4 protein-coding genes are annotated in these 25,356 nt (G+C 67.1%); all 4 read right to left on the reverse strand.

Going from position 1 to position 25,356, the window contains the following annotated elements:
- The 4 genes from ACZ9C1_RS07975 to ACZ9C1_RS07990 all read right to left on the reverse strand — a co-directional run bounded on the left by ACZ9C1_RS07975 (position 1) and on the right by ACZ9C1_RS07990 (position 25,188).
- The gene (locus ACZ9C1_RS07975) at positions 1-9,663 is read right to left on the reverse strand and encodes an amino acid adenylation domain-containing protein (RefSeq protein ID WP_476254565.1); all 9,663 of its coding nucleotides are present in this window, start codon (positions 9,661-9,663) and stop codon (positions 1-3) included.
- Between the two features lie 24 nt (positions 9,664-9,687).
- Complete coding sequence (locus ACZ9C1_RS07980; protein WP_476253846.1) at positions 9,688-20,640, reverse strand: amino acid adenylation domain-containing protein; 10,953 nt, start codon at positions 20,638-20,640, stop codon at positions 9,688-9,690.
- Positions 20,637-24,041, reverse strand: a complete 3,405-nt coding sequence (locus ACZ9C1_RS07985; protein WP_476253847.1) for an amino acid adenylation domain-containing protein — start codon at positions 24,039-24,041, stop codon at positions 20,637-20,639. Before ACZ9C1_RS07985 ends, ACZ9C1_RS07980 begins: the two co-directional genes overlap by 4 nt.
- A gap of 163 nt (positions 24,042-24,204) precedes the next feature.
- Positions 24,205-25,188, reverse strand: coding sequence for a TauD/TfdA family dioxygenase (locus tag ACZ9C1_RS07990; protein ID WP_457377858.1), 984 nt, complete (start codon positions 25,186-25,188; stop codon positions 24,205-24,207).
- Between the last annotated feature and the right edge of the window lie 168 nt (positions 25,189-25,356).

Here is a 25,356-nt window from a genome sequence, read left to right on the forward strand (position 1 = left end):
TCAGACGCCCGCCATTTCATTCATCATTCTTTCGATATCGGACAAGCCGTCCTCGCTCAACGACAAGCCGGTGCTGGCACAGGCCTGGGCAAAATCATTCAATTGCGGTTTCTCGAATAGCAGGCGCAGGGGGATGTCGATGCCCAGGCCCGAGTTGATCTTGGAAATCAGCTGGGCCGCCAGCAGCGAGTGCCCGCCCAGCTCGAAGAAGTCATCGCCCAGGCCCACCCGCTCGACCTGCAGCACCTCGGCCCAGAGCGCCGCCAACTGCTGTTCCAGTTCACTGACCGGGGCCACGTAGGCCGGCTGCGACTGGCGGGTATCGGGGGCCGGCAGTGCCTTGCGGTCGAGCTTGCCGTTGGGCAGCAACGGCATGCGTTCGAGCAGCACCAGGTACATCGGCACCATGTAGTCCGGCAGGCTGGCGCCCAGGTGCGCCTTCAGCTCGGCGCGCAGGGCGTCCTCGGCCTCGGGCATGGTGTTGGGTACCAGGTAGGCCGCCAGTTGCTTGCCGCCGGGGCCATCGATATCGACCACCAGTACCTCGCGCACCGCCGGGTGCTCGCGCAGGCGCGCCTCGATTTCGCCCAGCTCGATACGGAAGCCGCGAATCTTCACCTGATGGTCGATACGCCCGGCGTACTCCACCACGCCGTGCTCGCGATAGCGTGCCAGGTCGCCGGTGCGGTACAGGCGCCCGCCCGGCGTTGTCGCGAACGGGTCGGGGATGAAGCGTTCGGCGGTCAGCCCCGGACGATTGTGATAGCCGCGGGCGAGCAGCTCGCCACCGACCAGCAGTTCACCGATGGCGCCCGGCAGGGCCAGGTCGGCATCGGCGTCCACCAGGTGGATCGAGCGACCGCCCAGGGCCTTGCCGATCGGGATCTGCACCGGCAGGGGTTGCTCGCCGGTGACATAGGCGCTGCAGTCGTGGCTCATGACGCTGACGGTGGCCTCGGTCGGCCCGTAGGTGTTGAGCAGCCGCACATGGCCTAGCCCGGCCTGTTGCCAGGCCAGCACGCCATCGGCGGCCATGGCCTCGCCCCCCATGTGGATGCGCCGCAGCGAACCATAGTCGCGCGGCCCCTTGGCCGCGAAGTCCTTGGCCAGCAGATACCAGTAGGCGGTCGGCAGGTCGGCGAAGGTGATGCCCTGGGTCACCACTTCACGGTAGAAGGTCTCGCTGTCCCACAGCGTCGGGCCGCGCAGCACCACGCTGGCGCCGCAGATCAGCGCCGGGTAGAGCTGCTCGACGAAGGCGTCGAAGTTGAAGGTGGAGAACTGCAGCACCCGGTCGGCCGCCGACAGGCCGCAGAAACCCTGGGCGACATGGGCATGTCGGCTCAGCGCCGCAGCGCTGATGCCGACGCCCTTGGGGCGCCCGGTGGAGCCGGAGGTGTACATGATGTACGCCAGGTTGTCGGGGTCGCCCAGCGCCGGCAGCGCATGGCTCGGCCAGGCATCGAGCGGCTCGCTGTCCAGGCACAGGCTGCGCACCTGCGGTGCCACCGCCAGGGCTTGCAACTGGGCGCTGTGGCCAAGCAACAGGGCAATGCCGCTGTCCTCCATCATGTAGGCCAGGCGCTCGTGCGGGTAGTCGGGGTCCAGCGGCACATAGGCGCCGCCGGCCTTGAGCACGCCCAGCAGGCCGACCACCATGTCCAGGCTGCGCGGCAGGGCGATGCCCACGCGTACGTCCGGGCCGATGCCCGCCTCGCGCAGGCAATGGGCCAGCTGGTTGGCGCGCAGGTCCAGGGCCTGGTAGGTGAGCTGCTGCCCTTCGCAGATCAGCGCCGTGGCGTGCGGGGTACGCGCGGCCTGGTCGGCGATCAGCTGCTGCACGGTGCGCTGGTCAGGGTAGACCGCCTCGTGGCGGCTCCACTGCCCGAGGATGACCTGGCGCTGCGCCTCATCGAGCAGCGGCAGCTCGACGATCCGCTGGGCAGGCTGGGTGCTGACTGCCTGCAACAGGTTGAGCCAGTGCGCGGCCATGCGCTCGATGGTGGCGTGCTCGAACAGGTCGCTGACGTAGGTCAGGGTCGCGCCGAGGCCGTCCTCGCTTTCGAAAGTATCCAGGGCAAGGTCGAGGTGCGCCGTGGGGTTGCCCCAGCTCAGGCCTTCGATGCTCAGCCCAGGCAGTTCGCGCCCCTGGTCCGAGCGTTGGGCCTGGTGGTTGAACATCACCTGGAACAGCGGGTTGTGGCTCAGGCTGCGCTCCGGCTGCAGCGCTTCGACCAGTTGCTCGAACGGCAGATCCTGGTGCGCCTGGGCCTGCAAGGCGGCGTGCTTGACCTGTTGCAGCAACGCGCTGAAGGTCGTGTGCAGCTCGAACTGCGCCTTGAGCACCTGGGTGTTGACGAAGAAGCCGATCAAGCCTTCGGTCTCAGCCCGGGTGCGGTTGGCGATCGGCACGCCGACACGGATGTCGGCCTGCCCGGTCTGGCGGTGCAGCAAGCTCTGGAACGAAGCCAGCAGCAGCATGAACAGCGTCACCCCTTGCTGGCGCGCCTGCGCCTTCAAAGCCTGGACCAGCGGCGCCGGTACCTCGATGGCGAGGCTGCGACCGGCGTGGCTTTGCACAGTGGGCCGTGGATGATCGGTGGGCAGTTGCAGCACATAGTGCTCGCCGCCCAGCTGCGCCAGCCAGTAGTCCAGCTGGCGGGCCTGCTCGCCGGCCTCCATCCACTGGCGCTGCCAGACGGCATAGTCGGCGTACTGCACCGGCAAGGCCGGCTGTTCGGGTTGCCGGCCCTGGCTCAAGGCCAGGTAGGCGTCGACCACTTCATCGACCATGATCGGCATCGACCAGCCATCGGCGACGATGTGATGCAGGGTCAGCACCAGCACGTGATCGTCCTCGGCCAGGCGCAACAGGCGTACTCGCAGCAGCGGCCCCTGGGTCAGGTCGAACGGGCGCTGGATCTCACGAGCCACGCGCTCGCGGACCGCCTCGGTGGAGGTGTCCTGCAGCGATTCCATGACCAGGGTGAACGTCGCGGGCGCGTGGATACGCTGCTGCGCCTCGCCACCTTGCTGATCGAAGGTGGTGCGCAGGCTCTCATGGCGAGCGATCAGGCTCTCGAAGGCCTGACGCAACGCTTCGGGGTTCAGCCGCCCCTTCAGTTGCAAGGCTGCAGGGATGTGATAGGCGGCGCTATCCGGCTCCAGTTGCCAGAGGAACCACTGACGCTGCTGGGCGTACGACAGCACCAGCGGCTGGTTGCGATTCGCCACGGTAATGGCGGGGGCCTGGCTGGCCGCACCCTCGCCTGCGGCCTGGGCGAAGGCCTGCAGGTCGGCGGATTCGAACAGGCTGCGCAGCGGGACTTCCAGGTCCAGGCGCTGGCGGATGCGCGAGGTGACCTGGGTAGCCAGCAACGAGTGGCCGCCGAGCTCGAAGAAGTTGTCGTGCAGGCCCACCTGCTCGACCTTGAGCACCTCGGCCCAGATCGCCGCCAGTTGCTGCTCCAGCGCCGTGCGCGGGGCCACGTAGCCTTGTTGCAACTGACTGGCGTCCGGCTTGGGCAGGGCCTTGCGGTCCAGCTTGCCGTTGGCGGTCAGTGGCCACTGGTCCAAGACCAGGAAGTGCGTCGGCACCATGTAGTCCGGCAGGTTGGCTTTGAGGTGCTGCTTCAGCGTGTCGCGCAGGGTTGCATGGTCGGCTGATGGATCTTGAGCGATCAGGTAGGCGGCCAGTTGCTTGCCCCCTGCCCCGTCGATATCCAGCACCAGCACTTCCCGCACTGCTGCATGTTCTTGCAGGCGTGCTTCGATCTCACCCAGCTCGATACGGAAGCCACGGATCTTCACCTGATGGTCGATCCGGCCCACGTACTCGATCACGCCCTGCTCGCGGTAACGCGCCAGGTCGCCGGTGCGGTACAGGCGCCCGCCTTCGCTGGAGAACGGGTCCGGCACGAAGCGCTCGGCAGTCAGCGAGGCGCGGTTGTGGTAACCGCGTGCCAGGCCGGCGTGGCCGACATGCAGCTCGCCGGTGCAGCCCTTGGCCACCGGGTTGAAGTCGGCGTCCAGCACGTACATCGACAGGTCCGGAATCGCTGCACCGATCGGGCTGCCCGCCTGTTGCGTGTCAGCGAAGCGGATCGGCCGGTAGGTCACGTGCACCGTGGTCTCGGTAATGCCGTACATGTTGATCAGGTTGTCGCAGCCCTCGCCGAAGCGCTCGAACCACGGTTGCAACGCGGCCACATCCAGGGCTTCGCCGCCGAAGATCACGTAGCGCAGCGAAAGGTCGGATGCACTGTCACAGGCCACGCGCATCAGCGGTTTGAATGCCGACGGGGTCTGGTTCAGCACGGTCACGCCCTGCTCCACCAGCAACTGGTGGAAGTCTTCCGGGGAACGGGTGGTTTCACGCGGGACGATCACCAGGCGGCCGCCATGCAGCAGCGCACCGAAGATCTCCCACACCGAGAAATCGAAGGCGTACGAGTGGAACAGCGTCCACACATCCTGCGGGCCGAAGCCGAACCAGGCATCGGTGGCTTTGAACAGGCGCAGCAGGTTGTGGTGCGGCAGCAGCGTGCCTTTCGGCTTGCCGGTCGAGCCCGAGGTGTAGATCACATAGGCCAGGTTGTCCGGCTGGGTCAGGTGCTCGGGGTTTTCGTCGCTGTAGCCAGCCAGATCATCTTCGAGAGACAGGCTGCACACGTGCGCCGGCACGGGCAGATCGGCCAGCAAATGGCCTTGAGTCAGCAGCAACTGAATGCCGCTGTCTTCCATCATGTAGCTCAGGCGGTCCTGCGGGTATTCCGGGTCCAGCGGCACATAGGCGCCCCCGGCCTTGAGGATCGCCAGCAGGCCGACGATCATCTCGAAACCGCGCTCCACGGCGATGCCTACCAGCACATCCGGCCCCACGCCCTGCGCGCGCAGCTTGTGTGCCAGGCGGCTGGCACGGCGGTTGAGCTGGTCGTAGCTCAGCGCCTGCCCGGCAAAGGTCACGGCGATCGCTTCAGGCGTACGCGCCGCCTGCTGCTCGATCAGCGCGTGAGCGCACTCGGTGCTTGGGTAACGCTGTACATTCGCTTGCCACTCCTCCAACTCGAGCGCATCGAGCAATGGCAACTGCGCCACGCGTTGGGCGCTGTCCTGGCAGATGCCCTGCAACAAATTGCGCCAGTACCTACCCAGACGCTCGGCAGTGGCCGGATCGAACAATGCAGTGGCGTAGGTCAGGATGGCGTTCAACCCCGCGTCGTGCTCGACCGTGTTCAGGACCAGGTCGAACTGGGTGCTGCGATCTTCCCAACCCAGCCCCTCGATCCGCAGCCCGGCCAGTTCCTGGGCCATGCCGGAGTTTTCCGCCTTGTGGTTGAACAGCACCTGGAACAGTGGGCTGTGGCTCAGGCTGCGTTCGGGCTGCAGCGCCTCGACCAGTTGCTCGAACGGCAGGTCCTGGTGCGCCTGGGCCTGCACGGCGGTGTGCCGGACCTGTTGCAGCAATCCGGCGAAGGTGGTCTGCGGCGCGAACTCAGCCTTGAGCACCTGGGTGTTGACGAAGAAGCCGATCAGGCCTTCGGTCTCGGCACGGTTGCGGTTGGCGACCGGGACGCCGACGCGCACCTGCGATTGACCACTGAGGCGGTGCAGCAGCACCTGGAACGAGGCCAGCAACAGCATGAACAGGGTCACGCCCTGTTGCCGTGCGGTGGCTTTCAGCGCCTCGGCAAGCTCCGGCTCCAGGTGGATATCCAGGCGTGCCCCGGCATGACTCAGCTGCAACGGGCGTGGGCGGTCGGCAGGCAACTCCAGCACCGGTTGCTCGTCGCCCAGTTGCTGGCACCAGTAGTCGAGCTGGCGCGCCTGCTCGCCCGCCGCCATCCACTGGCGCTGCCAGGCGGCATAATCGGCGTACTGGAACGCCAGGGCCGGCAGCTGCGCCTCGGCGCCCTGACGGTAACCGGCATACAGACGCACCACTTCATCGACCATGATCGGCATCGACCAACCATCGGCGACGATATGGTGCAGGGTCAGTACCAGCACATGCTCGTCGGCGGCCAGGCGCAGCAGGCGGGCGCGCAGCAACGGGCCGTGCTCCAGGTCGAACGGCTGCGCGGTCTCCTGCGCAACTCGCGCCTGCAGCGCCTCGCTTGCCACCGTCTCGACCGGCAGGTCGAAGTCACCTGCGGCATGGATGCGTTGCCAGGCCTGTTCACCTTCCTGATGGAAGGTAGTACGCAGGGTCTCATGGCGGGCGATCAGCGCGGCGAAGCTGCTGCGCAGTGCCTCAATGTCCAGCTCGCCCTTCAGGCGCAGGGCCGAAGGGATGTTGTAGGCGGCGCTGGCCGGTTCCAGCTGCCAGAGGAACCACTGGCGTTGCTGGGCGTAGGACAAGGCCAGCGGCTGGTTGCGGTCAACGACACTGAAAGCTGGTGCCTGGCTGGCCGCGCCTTGGCCGGCGGCCTGGGCGAAGGCTTGCAGGTCGGCGGATTCGAACAAGCTGCGCAGCGGGACTTCCAGGTCCAGGCGCTGGCGGATGCGCGAGGTGACCTGGGTAGCCAGCAACGAGTGGCCGCCGAGCTCGAAGAAGTTGTCGTGCAGGCCCACCTGCTCGACCTTGAGCACCTCGGCCCAGATCGCCGCCAGTTGCTGCTCCAGCGCCGTGCGCGGGGCCACGTAGCCTTGTTGCAACTGACTGGCGTCCGGCTTGGGCAGGGCCTTGCGGTCCAGCTTGCCGTTGGCGGTCAGTGGCCACTGGTCCAAGACCAGGAAGTGCGTCGGCACCATGTAGTCCGGCAGGTTGGCTTTGAGGTGCTGCTTCAGCGTGTCGCGCAGGGTTGCATGGTCGGCTGATGGATCTTGAGCGATCAGGTAGGCGGCCAGTTGCTTGCCCCCTGCCCCGTCGATATCCAGCACCAGCACTTCCCGCACTGCTGCATGTTCTTGCAGGCGTGCTTCGATCTCACCCAGCTCGATACGGAAGCCACGGATCTTCACCTGATGGTCGATCCGGCCCACGTACTCGATCACGCCCTGCTCGCGGTAACGCGCCAGGTCGCCGGTGCGGTACAGGCGCCCGCCTTCGCTGGAGAACGGGTCCGGCACGAAGCGCTCGGCAGTCAGCGAGGCGCGGTTGTGGTAACCGCGTGCCAGGCCGGCGTGGCCGACATGCAGCTCGCCGGTGCAGCCCTTGGCCACCGGGTTGAAGTCGGCGTCCAGCACGTACATCGACAGGTCCGGAATCGCTGCACCGATCGGGCTGCCCGCCTGTTGCGTGTCAGCGAAGCGGATCGGCCGGTAGGTCACGTGCACCGTGGTCTCGGTAATGCCGTACATGTTGATCAGGTTGTCGCAGCCCTCGCCGAAGCGCTCGAACCACGGTTGCAACGCGGCCACATCCAGGGCTTCGCCGCCGAAGATCACGTAGCGCAGCGAAAGGTCGGATGCACTGTCACAGGCCACGCGCATCAGCGGTTTGAATGCCGACGGGGTCTGGTTCAGCACGGTCACGCCCTGCTCCACCAGCAACTGGTGGAAGTCTTCCGGGGAACGGGTGGTTTCACGCGGGACGATCACCAGGCGGCCGCCATGCAGCAGCGCACCGAAGATCTCCCACACCGAGAAATCGAAGGCGTACGAGTGGAACAGCGTCCACACATCCTGCGGGCCGAAGCCGAACCAGGCATCGGTGGCTTTGAACAGGCGCAGCAGGTTGTGGTGCGGCAGCAGCGTGCCTTTCGGCTTGCCGGTCGAGCCCGAGGTGTAGATCACATAGGCCAGGTTGTCTGGCCGGGTCAGGTGCTCGGGGTTTTCGTCACTGTAGCCGGTGAGATCATCTTCCAGCTTCAGGCTGCACACGTGCGCCGGCACGGGCAGATCGGCCAGCAAATGGCCTTGAGTCAGCAGCAACTGAATGCCGCTGTCTTCCATCATGTAGCTCAGGCGGTCCTGCGGGTATTCCGGGTCCAGCGGCACATAGGCGCCCCCGGCCTTGAGGATCGCCAGCAGGCCGACGATCATCTCGAAACCGCGCTCCACGGCGATGCCTACCAGCACATCCGGCCCCACGCCCTGCGCGCGCAGCTTGTGCGCAAGGCGGTTGGCGCGGCGGTTGAGCTGCTCGTAGCTCAGCGCCTGCCCGGCGAAGGTCGCGGCGATCGCCTCGGGTGTGCGCGCCGCCTGCTGCTCGATCAGCGCATGGGCGCACTCGGTGCTCGGGTAGCACCGCACATCAGCCGTCCATGCCCCCAGCTCAGCCGCATCGAGCAACGGCAACTGTGCCACGCGCTGGGCGTGATCCGCGCAGATGCCCTGCAGCAGGTTGCGCCAATGCCGGCCGATGCGCTCGACCGTGGCCGCATCGAACAGCGAGGTGGCGTAGGTGAACGCCGCAATCAGCCCACCCTCGTGCTCGGCCGTGTTGAGGATCAGGTCGAACTGGGTGGTCTGCCCTTCCCAGCTCAATCCCTCGACCTGCAACCCGCCCAGCTCACGGACCATGCCCGGGCTTTCGGCCTGGTGGTTGAACAGCACCTGGAACAGCGGGTTGTGGCTCATGCTGCGTTCGGGCTGCAGCGCCTCGACCAGTTGCTCGAACGGCAGGTCCTGGTGCGCCTGGGCCTGCAGCGAGGTTTCACGCACCTGCTGCAGCAACGCGGCGAAGGTGGTCTGCGGCGCGAACTCGGCCTTGAGCACCTGGGTGTTGACAAAGAAGCCGATCAGCCCTTGGGTTTCGGCACGGGTACGGTTGGCCACCGGCACGCCGACACGGATGTCGGCCTGCCCGCTGTAGCGATGCAGCAGGGTCTGGAAGGAGGCCAGCAACAGCATGAACAGGGTTACCCCCTGCTGGCGCGCCAGGGCCTTGAGCCCCTGCGCCAGGGAGGCATCGATATCGATGGCCAGGCGTGCGCCCTGGAAGTTCTGCACCGACGGCCGCGGGCGGTCGACAGGCAGTTCCAGCAGCGGCTGCTCGCCCGCCAGCTGCTCGCGCCAGTAACCGAGCTGACGCTCCTGCTCGCCCGCCTCCATCCAGTCGCGCTGCCACAGGGCGTAGTCGGCGTACTGGATCGGCAGCTCGGCCAGGGTTACCGGCGAGCCCAGGCGCAAGCCTTCGTACAGGCGGATCAGCTCGTCCACCAGGATCGGCGTGGACCAGCCATCGGAAACGATATGGTGCACAGTCAGGATCAGCACATGCTCTTCAGGCCCCAGCACCAGCAGCCTGACCCGCAGCAACGGACCATGCTCCAGGTCGAACGACTGCTGCACCTCGGCCTCCACGCGCGCGCGGATGGCTGCCTGCAGATCCGTCGAATCCGCAGGCACGAAGGGCTCCACCGCCAGCGCCACGGGCATTGGCGGATGGACGATCTGCAGCGCGCCGTCACCTTCCTGGCGGAAGGTGGTGCGCAGGGTTTCGTGGCGCGCCACCAGGCTGTCGAAGCTGCGCTGCAACGCCTCGACATCCAGCGCGCCCTTGAGCCGCAGCGCCGCCGGGATGTTATAGGCGGCGCTGTGCGGGTCGAGCTGCCAGAGGAACCACTGGCGCTGTTGTGCATAGGAAAGCGCTGCCCCGTCCGCCGAGTCCCTTCTGAAGATCGGGGTGACCCCGTAGAGGTTGACACCCTGGCGCTTGAGCAAGGCTGCCAATGCCTTGCGCTCCCTGGTGGACAGCGACTTTACGGAGTCGAGCAGCTCTTGCACTTTGAATGTCTCCCGCTAAGCGATCAGATTATCTATTTCCTGTGCAGTAAGACGTTTCAAGGCCTCCAAGGATTTAGTCAGCTCGTCATGGGCGTTGGCGACCTGCCCCGACTTGCGCTCCACCACCTGGCTGAAGTCGGCCAGCGTGGCCTGCTCGAACAGCTCGTTGAGGCTCAGGTCGACGCCCAGTTGCTCGCGCACCCGGCCGATCACCTGGACGATCAGCAGCGAGTGCCCGCCGAGGTCGAAGAAGTTGTCCTGCAGGCCCACCCGCTCGACCTGCAGCACCTCGGCCCAGATCGCCGCCAGCTTGCGCTCCAGCTCCGTGACCGGTGCCACGTGGGCTGCCTGCAACTGGCTGGCATCCGGCAGCGGCAGGGCCTTGCGGTCGAGCTTGCCGTTGGGGGTCTGCGGCATGCGCGCCAGGCCTACCAGATGGCTCGGCACCATGTAGTCCGGCAGGCCGGCTTTCAGGTGCGCACGCAGCTCGCCGCGCAGCGCTTCCACGCTTTGCTGCGCATCGTGCAGCACCAGGTAGGCCGCCAATTGCTTGCCGGCCGGGCCATCGATATCGATCACCGCGGCCTCGCGGATCGCCGGGTGCAACAGCAGGCGCTCCTCGATTTCGCCCAGTTCGATACGGAAGCCACGGATCTTCACCTGGTGGTCCAGGCGCCCGACGTACTCGATCACCCCGTCCTCGCGGTAGCGGGTCAGGTCGCCGGTGCGATACAGGCGCGCGCCCGGCTCGCTGGCGAATGGGTCCGGCACGAAACGCTCGGCGGTCAGGCCCGGGCGGTTGTGGTAGCCCCGCGCCAAGCCGTCGCCGCCGATCAGCAACTCGCCACGCGCCCCTTGCGGCAGCACGTCGAGCTCGTCGCTGAGCACGTGCAGGCGGGTGTTGGCCAGCGGCCGTCCCAGCCACACGTCGTCGCTGTCGGTCAGGTAATGGCAGGCCGACCAGATGGTGGTCTCGGTCGGGCCGTAGACGTTCCACACATGCCCGGCCTGGGCGATCAAGCGCTGGGCCAGCTCGGCGCTCAGTGCCTCGCCGCCGCACAGCACCTTCTTGCCGGCAAAGGCGCCGGGCGCCGCGGCGTCCAGCAGCATGCGCCAGGTCGACGGGGTGGCCTGGACGACGCTGACCGCCCGGGCCTGGATCACCGCCAGCAACGCCTGCGGGTCCTTGTTCACCTGCTCGCCCAGCAGCACCACGCAGGCTCCGCGCAGCAACGGCAGGTACAGCTCAAGGCCGGCGATGTCGAACGACAGCGAGGTCAGCGACAGCACCTTGTCATGAGCATCGATACCCGGCTGGCGCGCCATGCTGCAGAGGAAGTTGACCAGCGCGTCGTGGCGGATGGTCACGCCCTTGGGCTTGCCGGTGGAGCCGGAGGTGTAGATCACATAGGCGAGGTTTTCCGGGTGCGCCAGCGGGCGCGGGTTGTCCTGGCTGTACTCGCCCGGCAGCGCCTGGTCCAGGCACAGGCTGCGCACCTGCGGCGGGATCGGCAGGCGTTGCAGCAGGGGGCTCTGGGTCAGCAGCAGCGCGATGCCGCTGTCCTCCATCATGTAGGCCAGGCGGTCCTCGGGGAACTGCGGGTCCAGCGGCACGTAGGCGCCACCGGCCTTGAGCACCGCCAGCAGGCCGACAAGCATGTCCAGGCTGCGCTCCATCGCGATCCCCACCAGCACATCGGGGCCGACGCCCAAGCTGCGCAGGTGGTGGGCCAGGGCGTTGGCGCGCTGGTTCAGTTGCGCGTAGCTCAGCGACTGCTCGCCCAGCACTGCGGCGACGGCCTGCGGTGTGCGGGCGGCCTGCGCTTCGATCAGTTGCTGGACGGTCTGTCCGCGCGGGTAGTCGGCGGCGCTGTCGTTCCAGGCGTACAGGGTGCGCTCGCGCTCCTCGCGGCTCAGCAACGGCAGTTCGGCGACGCGCTGCCCGGCGTCCTGGCAGATGCCCTGCAACAGGTTGCGCCAGTGCTCGGCCATGCGCGCCACGGTCGCCGGCTCGAACAGGCTGGTGGCGTAGGTCAGGGTCGCGCTCAGGCCGCCTTCGTGTTCGGCAGTGTCCAGGGTCAGGTCGAACTGCGCGGTCTGCTTGTCCGACACCAGCCCCTGCAGGCTGAGGCCCGCAAGTACGCGGGATTCACCCAGCACCTGGGTCTGGTGGTTGAACATCACCTGGAACAGCGGGCTGTGGCTCAGGCTGCGCTCGGGCTGCAGGGCTTCGACCAATTGCTCGAAGGGCAGCTCCTGATGTGCCTGGGCGCCCAGGGCGGTGTGCTTGACCTGTTGCAGCAATTCGTCGAAACGAAGCTGCGGTTGGAAGCGCGCATCCAGCACCTGGGTGTTGACGAAGAAGCCGATCAGGCCTTCGGTCTCGGCCCGGGTGCGGTTGGCCACCGGCACGCCGACACGGATGTCCGACTGGCCGCTGTGGCGATGCAGCAAGGCCTGGAACGAGGCCAGCAGGAGCATGAACAGGGTCACGTCATGCTGCCCGGCCAGCGTCTTGAGCTGGGCAACCAGGCTTGGCTCAAGGTCCACCGGCAGGCGCGCACCCTCATATTGCTGCACCACAGGGCGCGGGCGATCGGTGGCCAGTTCGAGGATCGGCTGGGTGCTGCCCAGGCGCGCCTGCCAGTAGTCGAGCTGGCGCTGTTGTTCGCCGGCTTCCATCCACTGGCGCTGCCAGGCCGCGTAGTCGGCGTACTGGAAGGCCAGCGCCGGCAGTTGCGGGGCCTGGCCTTGCAGGTGGCTTTCATAGCCGCGCACAAGTTCGTCGACCAGGATCGGCATCGACCAGCCGTCAGCAACGATATGGTGCAGCACCAGTACCAGCACATGCTCGTCGGCGCCCAGGCGCAGCAGGCGGGCGCGCAGCAACGGGCCGTGTTGCAGGTCGAACGGCTGGCGCACCTGGGTCTCGACCCAGGCCTGCACGCCGGCTTCGTCCAGGGCCGCCGTGGTGATGTCCAGCGGCGTTTGCAGACGCGCATGCACCACCTGCTCGGCACTGTCGCCCTGCTGGCGGAAGGTGGTGCGCAGGGTTTCGTGGCGGGCGACCAGCGCGGCGAAGCTGCTGCGCAGTGCCTCGATATCCAGTTCGCCCTTCAAGCGCAGGGCCGACGGGATGTTGTAGGCGGCACTGCCCGGTTCCAGCTGCCAGAGGAACCACTGGCGTTGCTGGGCGTAGGACAAGGCCAGCGGCTGGTTGCGGTCCACGACGCTGAACGCCGGCGCCTGGCTGGCCGCGCCTTCGCCAGCGGCCTGGGCGAAGGCCTGCAGGTCGGCGGATTCGAACAGGCTGCGCAGCGACACTTCCACATTCAGGCGCTGGCGAATTCGCGAGGTGACCTGGGTGGCCAGCAACGAGTGGCCGCCGAGCTCGAAGAAGTTGTCGTGCAAGCCCACCTGCTCGACTTTCAGCACCTCGGCCCAGATCGCCGCCAGTTGCTGCTCCAGCGCCGTGCGTGGGGCCACGTAGCCTTGTTGCAGCTGGCTGGCATCCGGCTTGGGCAGGGCCTTGCGGTCCAGCTTGCCGTTGGCGGTCAATGGCCACTGGTCCAGCACCAGGAAATGCGTCGGCACCATGTAGTCCGGCAGGTTGGCTTTCAGGTGCTGTTTCAGCGTGTCGCGCAGGACTGCGTGGTCTGCCTTCGCATCCTGGGCGATCAGGTAGGCGGCCAGTTGCTTGCCTCCTGCCCCGTCGATATCCAGCACCAGCACTTCCCGCACTGCTGCATGTTCTTGCAGGCGTGCTTCGATCTCGCCCAGCTCGATACGGAAGCCACGGATCTTCACCTGATGGTCGATCCGGCCCACGTACTCGATCATGCCCTGTTCGCGGTAACGCGCCAGGTCGCCGGTGCGGTACAGGCGCCCGCCTTCACTGGAGAACGGGTCCGGCACGAAACGTTCGGCGGTCAGCGAGGCGCGGTTGTGGTAACCGCGCGCCAGGCCGGCGTGGCCGACATGCAGCTCGCCGGTGCAGCCCTTGGCCACCGGGTTGAAATCGGCGTCCAGCACGTACATCGACAGGTCCGGAATTGCCGCACCGATCGGGCTGCCCGCCTGTTGCGTGTCGGCGAAGCGGATCGGCCGGTAGGTCACGTGCACCGTGGTCTCGGTGATGCCGTACATGTTGATCAGGTTGTCGCAACCCTCGCCGAAACGCTCGAACCACGGTTGCAGTGCAGCCACATCCAGGGCTTCGCCGCCGAAAATCACGTAGCGCAGCGAAAGGTCGGTAGTGCTGTCGCAAGCCACGCGCATCAGCGGCTTGAACGCCGATGGGGTCTGGTTCAGCACCGTCACGCCCTGCTCCACCAGCAACTGGTGGAAGTCCTCCGGCGAACGGGTCACTTCACGCGGCACGATCACCAGGCGACCGCCGTGCAGCAACGCACCGAAGATCTCCCACACCGAGAAGTCGAAGGCGTACGAGTGGAACAGCGTCCACACATCCTGTGCACCGAAACCAAACCAGGCATCGGTGGCCTTGAACAGGCGCAGCAGGTTGTGGTGCGGCAGCAGCGTGCCTTTCGGTTTGCCGGTCGAGCCCGAGGTGTAGATCACATAGGCCAGGTTGTCCGGCTGGGTCAGGTGCTCGGGGTTTTCGTCGCTGTAGCCAGCCAGATCATCTTCGAGAGACAGGCTGCGTACGTGCGCCGGCACCGGCAGGCCGGCCAGCAAATGGCCTTGAGTCAGCAGCAACTGAATGCCGCTGTCTTCCATCATGTAGCCCAGGCGGTCCTGCGGATACTCCGGATCCAGCGGCACATAGGCGCCACCGGCCTTGAGGATCGCCAGCAGGCCGACGATCATCTCGAAACCGCGCTCCACCGCGATGCCCACCAGCACATCCGGCCCCACGCCCTGCGCGCGCAGCTTGTGCGCCAGGCGGTTGGCGCGGCGGTTGAGCTGGTCGTAGCTCAGCGCCTGGCCGGCGAAGGTCACGGCGATCGCTTCAGGTGTGCGTGCCGCCTGCGCTTCGATCAGCTCCTGGGTGCAAGCCGTAGTTGGATAGCTGGCAACCACCTGCTGGTCTTCCACCGGCAGGCTAAGCGCACCCAGGGCACGCCGACCATCAGCCGCCAACTGCGCGAGCAGGTGCTGGAAGTGCCCCGCCAACTGGTCGATGGCCAGCTCGCTGAAGCACTGGCGATCAAAACTGAAGCTCGCCTCCAGGCGCTCACCCACCTGTACCACCAGGGTCAACGGGTAGTTGGTCTGTTCCTGGTTCTGCACCTCGCCGAACTGCAGGCCTTGCGGCGCGCCCTGTTGCAGCGCCTCGGCAACCGGGTAGTTCTCGAATACCAGAATGTTGTCGAACAGTGCTTCGCCGCTCCAGCCGGCCCAGCGCTGGATCTCGTACAACGGCGTGTGTTCGTGCTCGCGCAGAGCCAGGTTCAGCGCCTGCACCTGCTGCACCCAGTCGCCGACGGTCTGTTCCGGGCGTGGGCTGGCGACCACCGGCAAGGTGTTGATGAACAACCCCAGCTGCTCCTCGACGCCCGCGAGCTCCGCCGGGCGGCCGGCCACGGTGGCGCCGAAGGTCACGCTGGCCTGGCCGGTGTAGCGCTGCAACAGCAACAGCCACGCGGCCTGGACCAGGGTGTTGAGGGTAACCCGCTGTTCCCGGGCGAAGTCCGCCAACTGCTGGGTCTGTTGCGGCTCGAAGCGCAGCGCCAGGCTGCCATGGCCTTGTCCCTGGGCCGAGGACTTGAACGCCTGTACCAGTCGCGTTGGCTCGTCCAGCTCGGCCACCTGGGCACGCCAGAAGGTTTCGCTGGCCTGCTGGTCCTGGCCTTGCAGCCACTGGATATAGTCGCGGTAGCGGCTGGTCCTGGCGCTCGGGGCGACGCCGCTGTAACGCTGCAGCACCTCGCCGAGCAGGCGTGAGCTGCTCCAGCCGTCCATCAGGATATGGTGGCTGGTGTAGATCAGGTGATGGCCGCCGTCAGCCGTGCGGATCAATGTCAGGCGCAGCAGCGGGCCGCTGGCCAGATCGAAGCCGGCCTGGCGCTCGGCCTGGGCCACTGCGTGCGGATCATGGGCTTGGTCGAGCTCGACGAACGGCACCTGCACCTGGCGCCGTACCACTTGCACAGGCAACGGCAGGTCCTGCGGGAAGCAGCTGCGCAGCACTTCGTGATTATCCAGCACCGCCTGCCAGGCCGCGCGGAAGCGCGACACGTCCAGCCCCTGCACGTTCACGCGCAACTGGTTGATGTAGTTGCCCGCGTCCTGCTCGTAGAGGCTATGGAACAGCATGCCCTGCTGCATCGGCGACAGCGGATAGAGGTCTTCGATGTCCCCGGCCGCCAGCGGCAGGCTGTCCAGTTGCGCCTGGGTCAGCTCGGCCAGCGGGAAGTCCGATGGCGTGACGCCCTGGTGCGGCGCCTGGGCGCAATGCTCGACCAATTCGGCAAGCACCTGCTCGTAGCGGCGCGCCAGGGCCTCGATGGTCTCTGGATGGAAGACCTCGCGGCTGAAACTCCAGTCCAGCTCCAGCTCGCCCTGGTAGACCTGGCCGTTGATGCCGAGCCAGTTGCCCAGTGGGCTGTCCAGGCCCTGTGTGGCGCCACTGCCCTCGCTGGCCGGGGTGAACAGGGCACCTTCAACCTCTGCGAAGCTGCCGTCGAACTGGCCCAGGTAGTTGAAGGTCACCCGTGGCTGCGGCAATGCCGCCAGACGCTCGCGCAGATCGGGCTCGCCGAGATAGCGCAGCACACCATAGCCGATGCCTTTGTTCGGCACCGAACGCAGTTGTTCCTTGATTGCGCACAGCCCCTCGCCAAGCCCTTGGGCCGGCGTCAGGCGTACCGGGAACAGGCTGCTGAACCAGCCCAGGGTGCGGCTGAGGTCCAGCTCCGGGAACAGGTCTTCGCGGCCATGGCCTTCGAGCTGGATCAGTACCGAATCCTCTCGGGTCCAGTCGCACAGTACCCGTGACAAGGCCGCCAGCAGCAGGTCGTTGACCTGGGTGCGGTAGGCGGCGGGCGCCACTTGCAGTAGTTTGCGGGTCAGCGTGGCGTCCAGGCGTGACGAGGCATGGGCGACGTGACGATTGGTCTGGGCGCCCGCCGGGTTATCGCGGGGCAACTCGCCGCCAGCGGCTTCAAGGCCGCGCAGCCAGTGTTCGGCCTCGGCCAGCAGTTCCGGGCTGCGGGCATAGGCGCCAAGGCGCTCGGCCCAGGCCTTGAGCGAGCTGCTCTTGGCTGCCAGCGTCACGGCCTTGCCGGCGGCCAGGGCCGTGTAGGCCAGTTGCAGGTCTTCCAGCAGTACCCGCCAGGACACACCGTCGACCACCAGGTGGTGGATCACCAGCAGCAAGCGCTGCTGGCCCTCGGGCAGTTCTACCAGCAGCGCCCGCAGCAGCGGCCCCTGGGCCAGGTCGAGGCTGCGCTGGGCCTGATCGGCCAACGCCGGCAGCTCGGCCAGGTCACTCAGTTGACGAACCCAGAGGATATCGTCGGCCTTGGTGGGCTGGAATTCGGCCTGCCAGGCCTCGCCCTGGGTGAAGCGCAGGCGCAAGGCGTCGTGCTGAGCGACCAGCGCCTGCAATGCGCCTTGCAGGTGGTCAGCGCCAAGGGCCTGGGTCGGTTTGAGCAGCAGGGCCTGGTTCCAGTGCTGGCGCTCGGGGATAGCGGTTTCGAAGAAGCGTGCCTGGATCGGCAGCAATGGCATCGAACCACTGACCTGCTCCACCGCCACGGCCTTTTTCTCAATGCGCTTGGCCACCGCCGCCAGCTGGCCGATGGTCTGCTTCTCGAACAGCTGCTTGGGGCTGAGCTTGATGCCCTGGCGCTTGGCCCGGGCGATGATCTGCAGGCTGAGGATCGAGTCGCCGCCGAGCTCGAAGAAGTTGTCGGTGCTGCCGACCTGGTCGAGCTTGAGCACCTCGGCCCAGATGGCCGCCAGGGCCTCTTCGATCTCGCCGACCGGCGCGGTGTACTGACGCCGGGCGACACCCGGCGCCGGCAAGGCGCGCTTGTCCAGCTTGCCGTTGGCGGTCAGCGGCAGGCGGTCAAGGACCAGGACCTGCGCCGGCACCATGTAGTCCGGCAGCCGATCCTGCAGTTGCTGGCGCAAGGCTTCACCCTGCAGCCCCTGGCCCACGCACCAGCCGACCAGCTGCAGACGGCTTTCGTCGCCTTCCACCGGCTGCGCCAGGACCACCGCTTCGGCGACCCCGTCCAGCCCTCGCAGTACCCGTGCCACCTCGGCCGGCTCGACGCGATAACCGCGCACCTTGACCTGGTCGTCGGCGCGACCGATGAATTCCACTTGGCCGGAACGATTGCGCCGTACCCGGTCGCCGCTGCGGTACAGGCGCTGGCCAGGCCGCGTCGGGTCCGGCAGGAAGCGTTCGGCGGTCAGGCCCGGCTGGCCCAGGTAACCCTGTGCCACGCTGGCGCCACCGATGTACAGCTCACCGGCGACCTGGTCGGCCACCGGGTTGAGCACATCGTCGAGCAGCAGCACATGGGTGCCCGGCAAGGGCTCGCCCACCGGCACGGCACGGGCGCCCTCGGCGAGCGCGGCCACTTCATGGGTCAGCACGCCGACCGTGGTCTCGCTCGGGCCATAGTGGTTGATCAGGCGGCAGCCCGGCTTGAGCCGGCGTACCTGCTCCACCAGGGCTGGCGTGCAGGCCTCGCCACCGACGATCAGTGCATGCTCGGGCAGCACATCGGCGGGGTTGCCGGCTTGCAGCAACGCCGCCAGGTGGCCGGGGACGATCTTCAGCACACCGACCTGGTGTTCGGCCATGTAGCGGGCGAAGGCGTCCGGGTCGAAGCCCAGCGCCTCGGGCAGTACATGCAGCAGGCGTCCGGAACACAGGGCACCGAACAGCACGGTGTGGCCCAGGTCGGCGGCGATGGTCGAGACCAGCGCCATGCTCGCCCCCGGCGCAGGCGCCAGGCGTTCGAGCAGGCCGGCGACGTAGCTGGCCAGGGCGCCATGGCTGACCAGTACGCCCTTCGGCTGACCAGTGGAGCCGGAGGTGTGGATCACGTAGGCCGGCGATTCGGCCCACAGTGTGAGCGCCGGCGCGTTGGCCGGCAGGTCCTGCCATTGTTCGGGGACATAGGCCAAGGTCAGGCGATCGGCGGCGGCCAGGCTGGCCAGTCGCGCATCGCCGGCGGCGCACAGCAGCACCTTGGCTTGCGCGGCGTCGAGCATCTGCCGCAGGCGCGTTTCAGGCGCCTTGGTGTCCAGCGGCATGTACACGGCGCCAGCCTTGAGGATGCCAAGCATGCAGGTCAGCCAGTCCAGCGAACGTTCCATCAGCACCACGACCGGTTGGCCGCTGACCACACCCTGCTGTTGCAGGTGATGGGCCAGGCGGTTGGCGGCCTGGTCCAGGGCGGCGAAGCTCAGGCTGTGCTCAAGGCTGCAAGCGGCAAGCGCCTCGGGCTGCCGGTGCACCTGCTGCTGCCAGTGTTCCAGCACCAGCGCCGGCACCTCACGCTGCGGCGCCTGCTCGCTGCGCAGCGGCGCGGCCAGGCGGTGCAGCGGCAACTGCGGGGCGTCGAGCAGTTGGCCCAGCAACTCGATGAAGGCCGGAATGAAGGCCTCTACGGTCGAACGCTGGTAGAGGTCGCTGGCGAAGGTCATTTCGCCATGGATCAACTGACCGTCGTCGGTGATGTCCAGCGCCAGGTCGAAGTGGGTGCCGACCTTGTCCAGCGGGTACTCGGCGACACTCAGGCCCGGCAAGGCCAGCGAGCGTTGGCGCTGCATGCCGACGTTCTGGTTGAACTTGACCTGGAACAGCGGGTTGTGGCCGAGGTTGCGCTCCGGCACCAATGCGTCCACCAGTTGCTCGAACGGCAGTTCCTGATGCGCCTGGGCGCCGAGCACCGCTTCGCGCACCTGGGCCAGCAGGTCATCGAAGCTCAGGCGCTCGTCCACCTGGCAGCGCAGCACCTGGGTGTTGACGAAGAAGCCGATCAACCCCTCGACCTCGGCACGGCCGCGGTTGGCGTTGGGCACGCCGATGCGGATATCGCGCTGCCCGGCCTGGCGCGACAGGAACAGCGAGAAACCGGTCAGCACCAGCATGAACAGGGTCATGCCCTGCGCGCGGGCATAGCCGCCCAGGCGTCGGGACAGCTCGACGCCAAAGTCGAAGCCCAGGGTCTGGCCATCGAAGCTCTGGGTCAGTGGACGCGGGTAGTCCGCGGCGACCTCCAGCAGCGGTTGCTCCTCGCCCAGCTGCTGGCGCCAGTAGTCGAGCTGGCGCTCGCCCTCCCCGGCCTCCAGCCAGCTGCGCTGCCAGATGGCGTAGTCGGCGTACTGCACCGCCAGCGCCGGCAACTGCGGCGCCTGGCCCTGGCTGAACGCCTGGTAGCTGTGCACGAACTCCTTGACCATCACATCCATCGACCAGCCGTCGGAGACGATGTGGTGCATGCACACCAGCAGCACATAGTCCTCGGCCGCCAGCCGGTACAGGGTGGCACGCAGCAGCGGGCCGTGCAGCAGGTCGAACGGCTGGTGACTGGCCTCGCGCACCCGCGTGGCCAGCTCGGCCTCACGCTGGTCAGTGGCGATGGCGGTGAGGTCGACCTGTTCCAGGGGCACGGCCAGATGATCGAGGATCACCTGGCACGGCTGTTCGCCCTCGATCTGGAACACCGTGCGCAGCGCCTCGTGGCGCGTCGCCAGGTAGTCGAATGAGCGCTGCAGTGCTGACACATCAAGCCGGCCGCTCAGGCGCAGGCCAGCAGCCATGTTGTACGCCGCGCTGTGCGGCTCCAGCTGCCAGAGGAACAGCAGGCGCTGCTGGGCGAAGGACAAGGGGATGCTGGCGAAGTCGTGCCGTGACTCGACCACCGGCAACAGGCTGAAGTCCTTGCCGTCCTCACGCAGCTTGGCGAGGAACTGCCGGCGCTGCTCCAGGGGCAGGCTGACGAACCGTTTCGCAATGCGTACCGCCATGTTGCCACTCATGCCTCAACCCCTTCCAAGGAACCCAGGAACGCGTCCATATCCGCCCAGTCATCATCCGTATCGCCGCCCTGCAGCCGCGCCAGCTCGGCGGCCAGGTCACCCAGCGCCGGTTGTTCGAACAGGCTGCGCAACGGCAGCACCAGGCCCAGCTGATCCTTGATCCGCGCCAGCACCTGGGCGGCCAGCAACGAGTGCCCGCCGAGTTCGAAGAAGTGATCGTCCAGGCCAACCTTCGGCACGTTCAGCACCTGCATCCAGATCTGCGCCAGTTGTTGCTCGACGGCGCTCTGCGGCGCCCGGTACTCGGCCTGCAGCGCACTAGGGTCCGGCGCCGGCAGGGCTTTGCGGTCCAGCTTGCCGCTGGGCGTGAGGGGCAGGCGCGGCAACAGCAGCAGGTGGCCGGGCACCATGTACTCGGGCAGGCGGGCCTTGAGCAGGCTGCGTACCTGCTGGCGCAAGCGCGCCTGTTCGGCGGCATCCTGTTCGGCGGCGTCAGGCACCACATAGGCAACCAGTTGCAGGCCGCCGGTCATCGGCAAGGCCAGCACCACCGCTTCGCGAACCCCCGGGCACTGTTGCAGGCGCGCCTCGATCTCGCCGAGTTCAATGCGGAAACCGCGCACCTTGACCTGGTGATCGACGCGGCCGATGTATTCGATGGCGCCATCGCTGCCCAGGCGCGCGCGGTCGCCGGTGCGGTACAGGCGTTCGCCCTGGGCGAACGGATCGGCGACGAAGCGCTGGGCAGTCAGTGACGGCTGGCCGTGGTAGCCACGGGCCAGGCCCGGGCCGCCGATGTACAACTCACCCACCGCGCCCTGGGGCAGCAGTTCGAGGTCATCATCGAGGATGTACAGGCGACGCTGCGCCAGACCCTGGCCAATGGGGATGCCACGCCAGGACACCGCCTCGTGGCCGAGCCCGGTGCAGTCGTGAATGGTCGAAACCACCGTGGCCTCGGTCGGACCATAGGTGTTGAGCAGCCGCACATGGCCCAGCCCTGCCAGTTGCCACAGGCGCAACCCGTCCACCGCCATTGCCTCGCCGCCGACGTGGATCTGGCGCAGCGCGCCGTAGCTGGCCGGCGGACGCGCGGCGAAGTCCTGCACCAGCCAGTACCAGTAGGCGGCCGGCAGGTCGGCGAGAGTCACGCCGTGCTCGATCAGCACTTCGTGCAGGGCGGCGCTGTCCCACAGGCGGGTATCGCGCAGCACCACGCAGGCGCCATGGCACAGCGGCGGGAAGAACTGCTCGACGAAACCATCGAAGCTGCTGGTGGCGAACTGCAGCACCCGGTCGCCTTCGCGCAGGTCGCTGTAGTCGATGGCGCGGGCGATGAACTCGCTCAAGGCGCCGTGGCTGATCGCCACGCCCTTGGGCCGGCCGGTGGAGCCGGAGGTGTAGATCACATAGGCCAGGTTATCGGGCACGACGGTCAGCGGCAGGTCAGCGGCCGGCTCGTCCGCCAGTGCCAGCTGGTCCAGGCACAGGCAACGCACTGCCTCCCGCGCCGGCAAGCCGGGCAACTGCCCGGAAGTGCTCAACAGCCACTGCAGGCCGCTGTCCTCGAGTACGTGGTCCAGGCGCTCGGATGGGGCCTGCAGGTCCAGCGGCACATAGGCGCCACCGGCCTTGAGCACGGCCAGCAGGGCCACGGCCAGGTCCAGCGAGCGATCCAGGGCCACGCCGACCAGGCTGTCGGGGCCAACGCCCTGGCGACGCAGGAAATGGGCCAGGCGATTGCTCCGGGTGTTGAGCTCGGCATAGCGCATCGACGGCGCCTCGGCGCCATTGGCCAGGATCAGCGCCAGGGCCTCGCCGCTGCGCGCGGCCTGGGTTTCGAACAGGCGCTGCACCGGCTCCCACGGCGCCACATCGGCCACCGGGCACAGCAACGCCTGGCGCTCGACCTCGGCCAGCATCGGCAGCTCGCCCAGGCGCTGGCGCGGATCGTTGCACACCGCGCGCAGCAGGTTGCGCCAGTGCCCGGCCAGGGCACTGATGGTGGTTTCATCGAAGATATCGGTGGCATAGGTGAAGGCGGCGAACACCTGCTCGCCCTCCTCGCGGGTATCGAGCATCAGGTCACTGGTGGCCGCATGCTGGCGGCGGCTGCCGGCCAGTTGCTCGGCGCTCAGGTAGCCCACGCGCAGGCCGCAGTCCAGGCGCACATCCTTGAGGTCGGTGACCAGCGGCTGGTGGTTGAACATCACCTGGAACAGCGGCGTGTGGCTTTGGCTGCGCTGGGGCTGCAGGGCTTCGATCAGCGCGTCGAACGGCAGGTCCTGGTGCGCCTGGGCACCGACCGAGGCCTGGTGCAGGCTGCGCAGCAGGTCGCTGAACGGCGTCTGCGCGCTGAACTGGCTGCGCAGCACCTGGGTATTGACGAAGAAGCCGACCAGCCCCTCGGTTTCGCTGCGGTTGCGGTTGGCGATCAGGCCGCCGACGCGGATGTCGGCCTGCCCGCTGTAGCGGTACAGCAGGGTCTTGAACACCGCCAGCAGCACCGTGGACAGGGTCACGCCGTGCTGCTGAGCCAGTTGCTTGAGATCTTCGCGCAGGCCAGCGTCGAGCACCAGCTCCAGGCGCTCGCCCAGGTGGCTGGGCTGGGCCGGATAAGGCCGGTCGGTCGGCAGCTCCAGCAACGGGTGCTCGTCGCCCAGCTGCTCGCGCCAGTAGTCCAGCTGGCGCTCGCGCTCACCAGCCTCCAGCCAGCTGCGCTGCCACAGTGCGTAGTCACGGTAGTGCACCTTGATTTCCGCCAGTGCAGGCTCGCGCCCCGCCACCAGGGCGTCGTAGCTGCGCATGAACTCGTCGATCAGGACGTTCATCGACCAGCCGTCGGCGATGATGTGATGCAGGGTCAGCAGCAGCACATGCTCCTGGGGCGCCAGGCGCAGCAGGGCGATGCCGAACAGCGGCCCGCGCTCAAGGTCGAAGGCCTGGGTCGCCTGGGCCGCCATCTGCTGGTGTGCGCGCTCCCAGCGCGTGGCTTCGGGCAGATCGGCCAGGTCGAACAGCTGGATGCCTACCTGCGTTGGCTCGGCTACCCGCTGCACGGCGCGCTCGCCGTCCTGGGCGAAGGTGGTGCGCAGGCATTCGTGGCGGCCGACCAGCAAGGTGAAGGCCCGCTCCAGCGCCTGGACCTGCAGCTCACCTTCCAGGCGCACGGCCATCGGCAGGTTGTAGGCGGCACTGTGGGGTTCCAGCTGCCAGAGGAACCACATGCGCTGCTGGGCGTAGGACAGGCCGTCGCGCTCGCTCAGGCCGACACAGGACGACATGGGCAACTGCGCGAAATCGATACCCTCGCGTCGCATCCCTTCGAGGAACAAGCGACGCTTGTCCAGGGGCAACTCGATGAAACGGCGGGAAAGTTTCTGGGCGTCTGCGGCATTCATGTGTGGGGTCCTTGCTGATCGGCGGCGCGACCGGAAGGTCCGGGCGCATCAACAAGAACGAATGGGCGGGGGGATGATTTAGCTTGAGCGAGGCGGCGCCTGCGAGATCGAGCGCCGTGCGGGCGGCGCTCGATCTCACAGGCGCTGCAACTCTCCCGCCCCCTCAACCCTGGTCCAGCGAGTGCCCCTCGGCCATCGCCACGATCACCTTGCGCGGGCCTTCGAACGGCGCGCGGGCATGGGCGGCGAGCATGTTGTCGAGCATCATCACGTCGCCTTCCTGCCAGAGGAAGCTGATCTTGCAGTCCTCGAGCACCGCACGGATCTCGTCGAGCACCTCATCCTCGATGGGCGAACCGTCACCGTAGTAGACGTTACGCGGCAGGTCTTCCTCGTCGACGATGTCCAGCAGGCTTTCCCGCACCTCGGGCGGCAGGTTGGAAATATGGAACAGGTGCGCCTGGTTGAACCAGACCTTGTCGCCGGTGGCCGGGTGCTCGGCCACCGCCTGGCATACCTGGCGCGTGCGCAGCTCACCGTCATCCTTCCATTCACAGGTGATGCCATGGGCCTTGCAGTAGGCCTCGACCTCCTGCGGATCCTCGGTATTGAACACATCCTCCCAGGACACATCCAGCCCGTTGCCAAAATTGCGCACGTACATCAGGCCCTTGCTGACGAAGCGCTCGCGAATGTGCGCCGGCACCCTGCGATAGACCTCGCGACTGTCGGCAATCGGCGTCTGGCCGCCGGACTTTGCCGCGATCATGCTGTAGAACCAGATTTTCATCGGCCAATCGCGCGAGTACGCCTGCTCGTTGTGCAACGGAATATGCTGGTGCGCCGGATACTCGGTGGAGGTGTAGACCCCCTGGGTGACGTTGGTGCGCGGCGTGGAGCCGAACTCGTAGTTGAGCAGCGGATGACCGAAACTGGCGGCGAACTGACGGAACTGTTCGGCGCCCTCCAGGCGGAAACCGCGGAACAGGATGCCGCCATCGCGCAACAGGTGCTCGTCCACCAGCGCCTTGAGCTCATCGAACACGTCCAGCAGGCTGGTGTCGTCGTCACCGGCCTCCACCAGCAATGGCAAACGTCCCTGCTCCGGCAAGAGCGGACGCACTGTAAATCCCACAGCAACACCCATGACGGGCCTCCTGTACACACCTAAGGAAAAGGGAGCGACGGCCCAGGGGCACGCTCGCATCCGGTGATAGGGGGACGTTTCGGGAAGCAGGCAAATTAGTCCCGGCGCAGGAACCTGCAGCAACAGGCAGGGCAACCTGGAAACACTTGCTTGCAATTGACCCATCAG

This window comes from Pseudomonas sp. TE21435 (assembly GCF_056279265.1).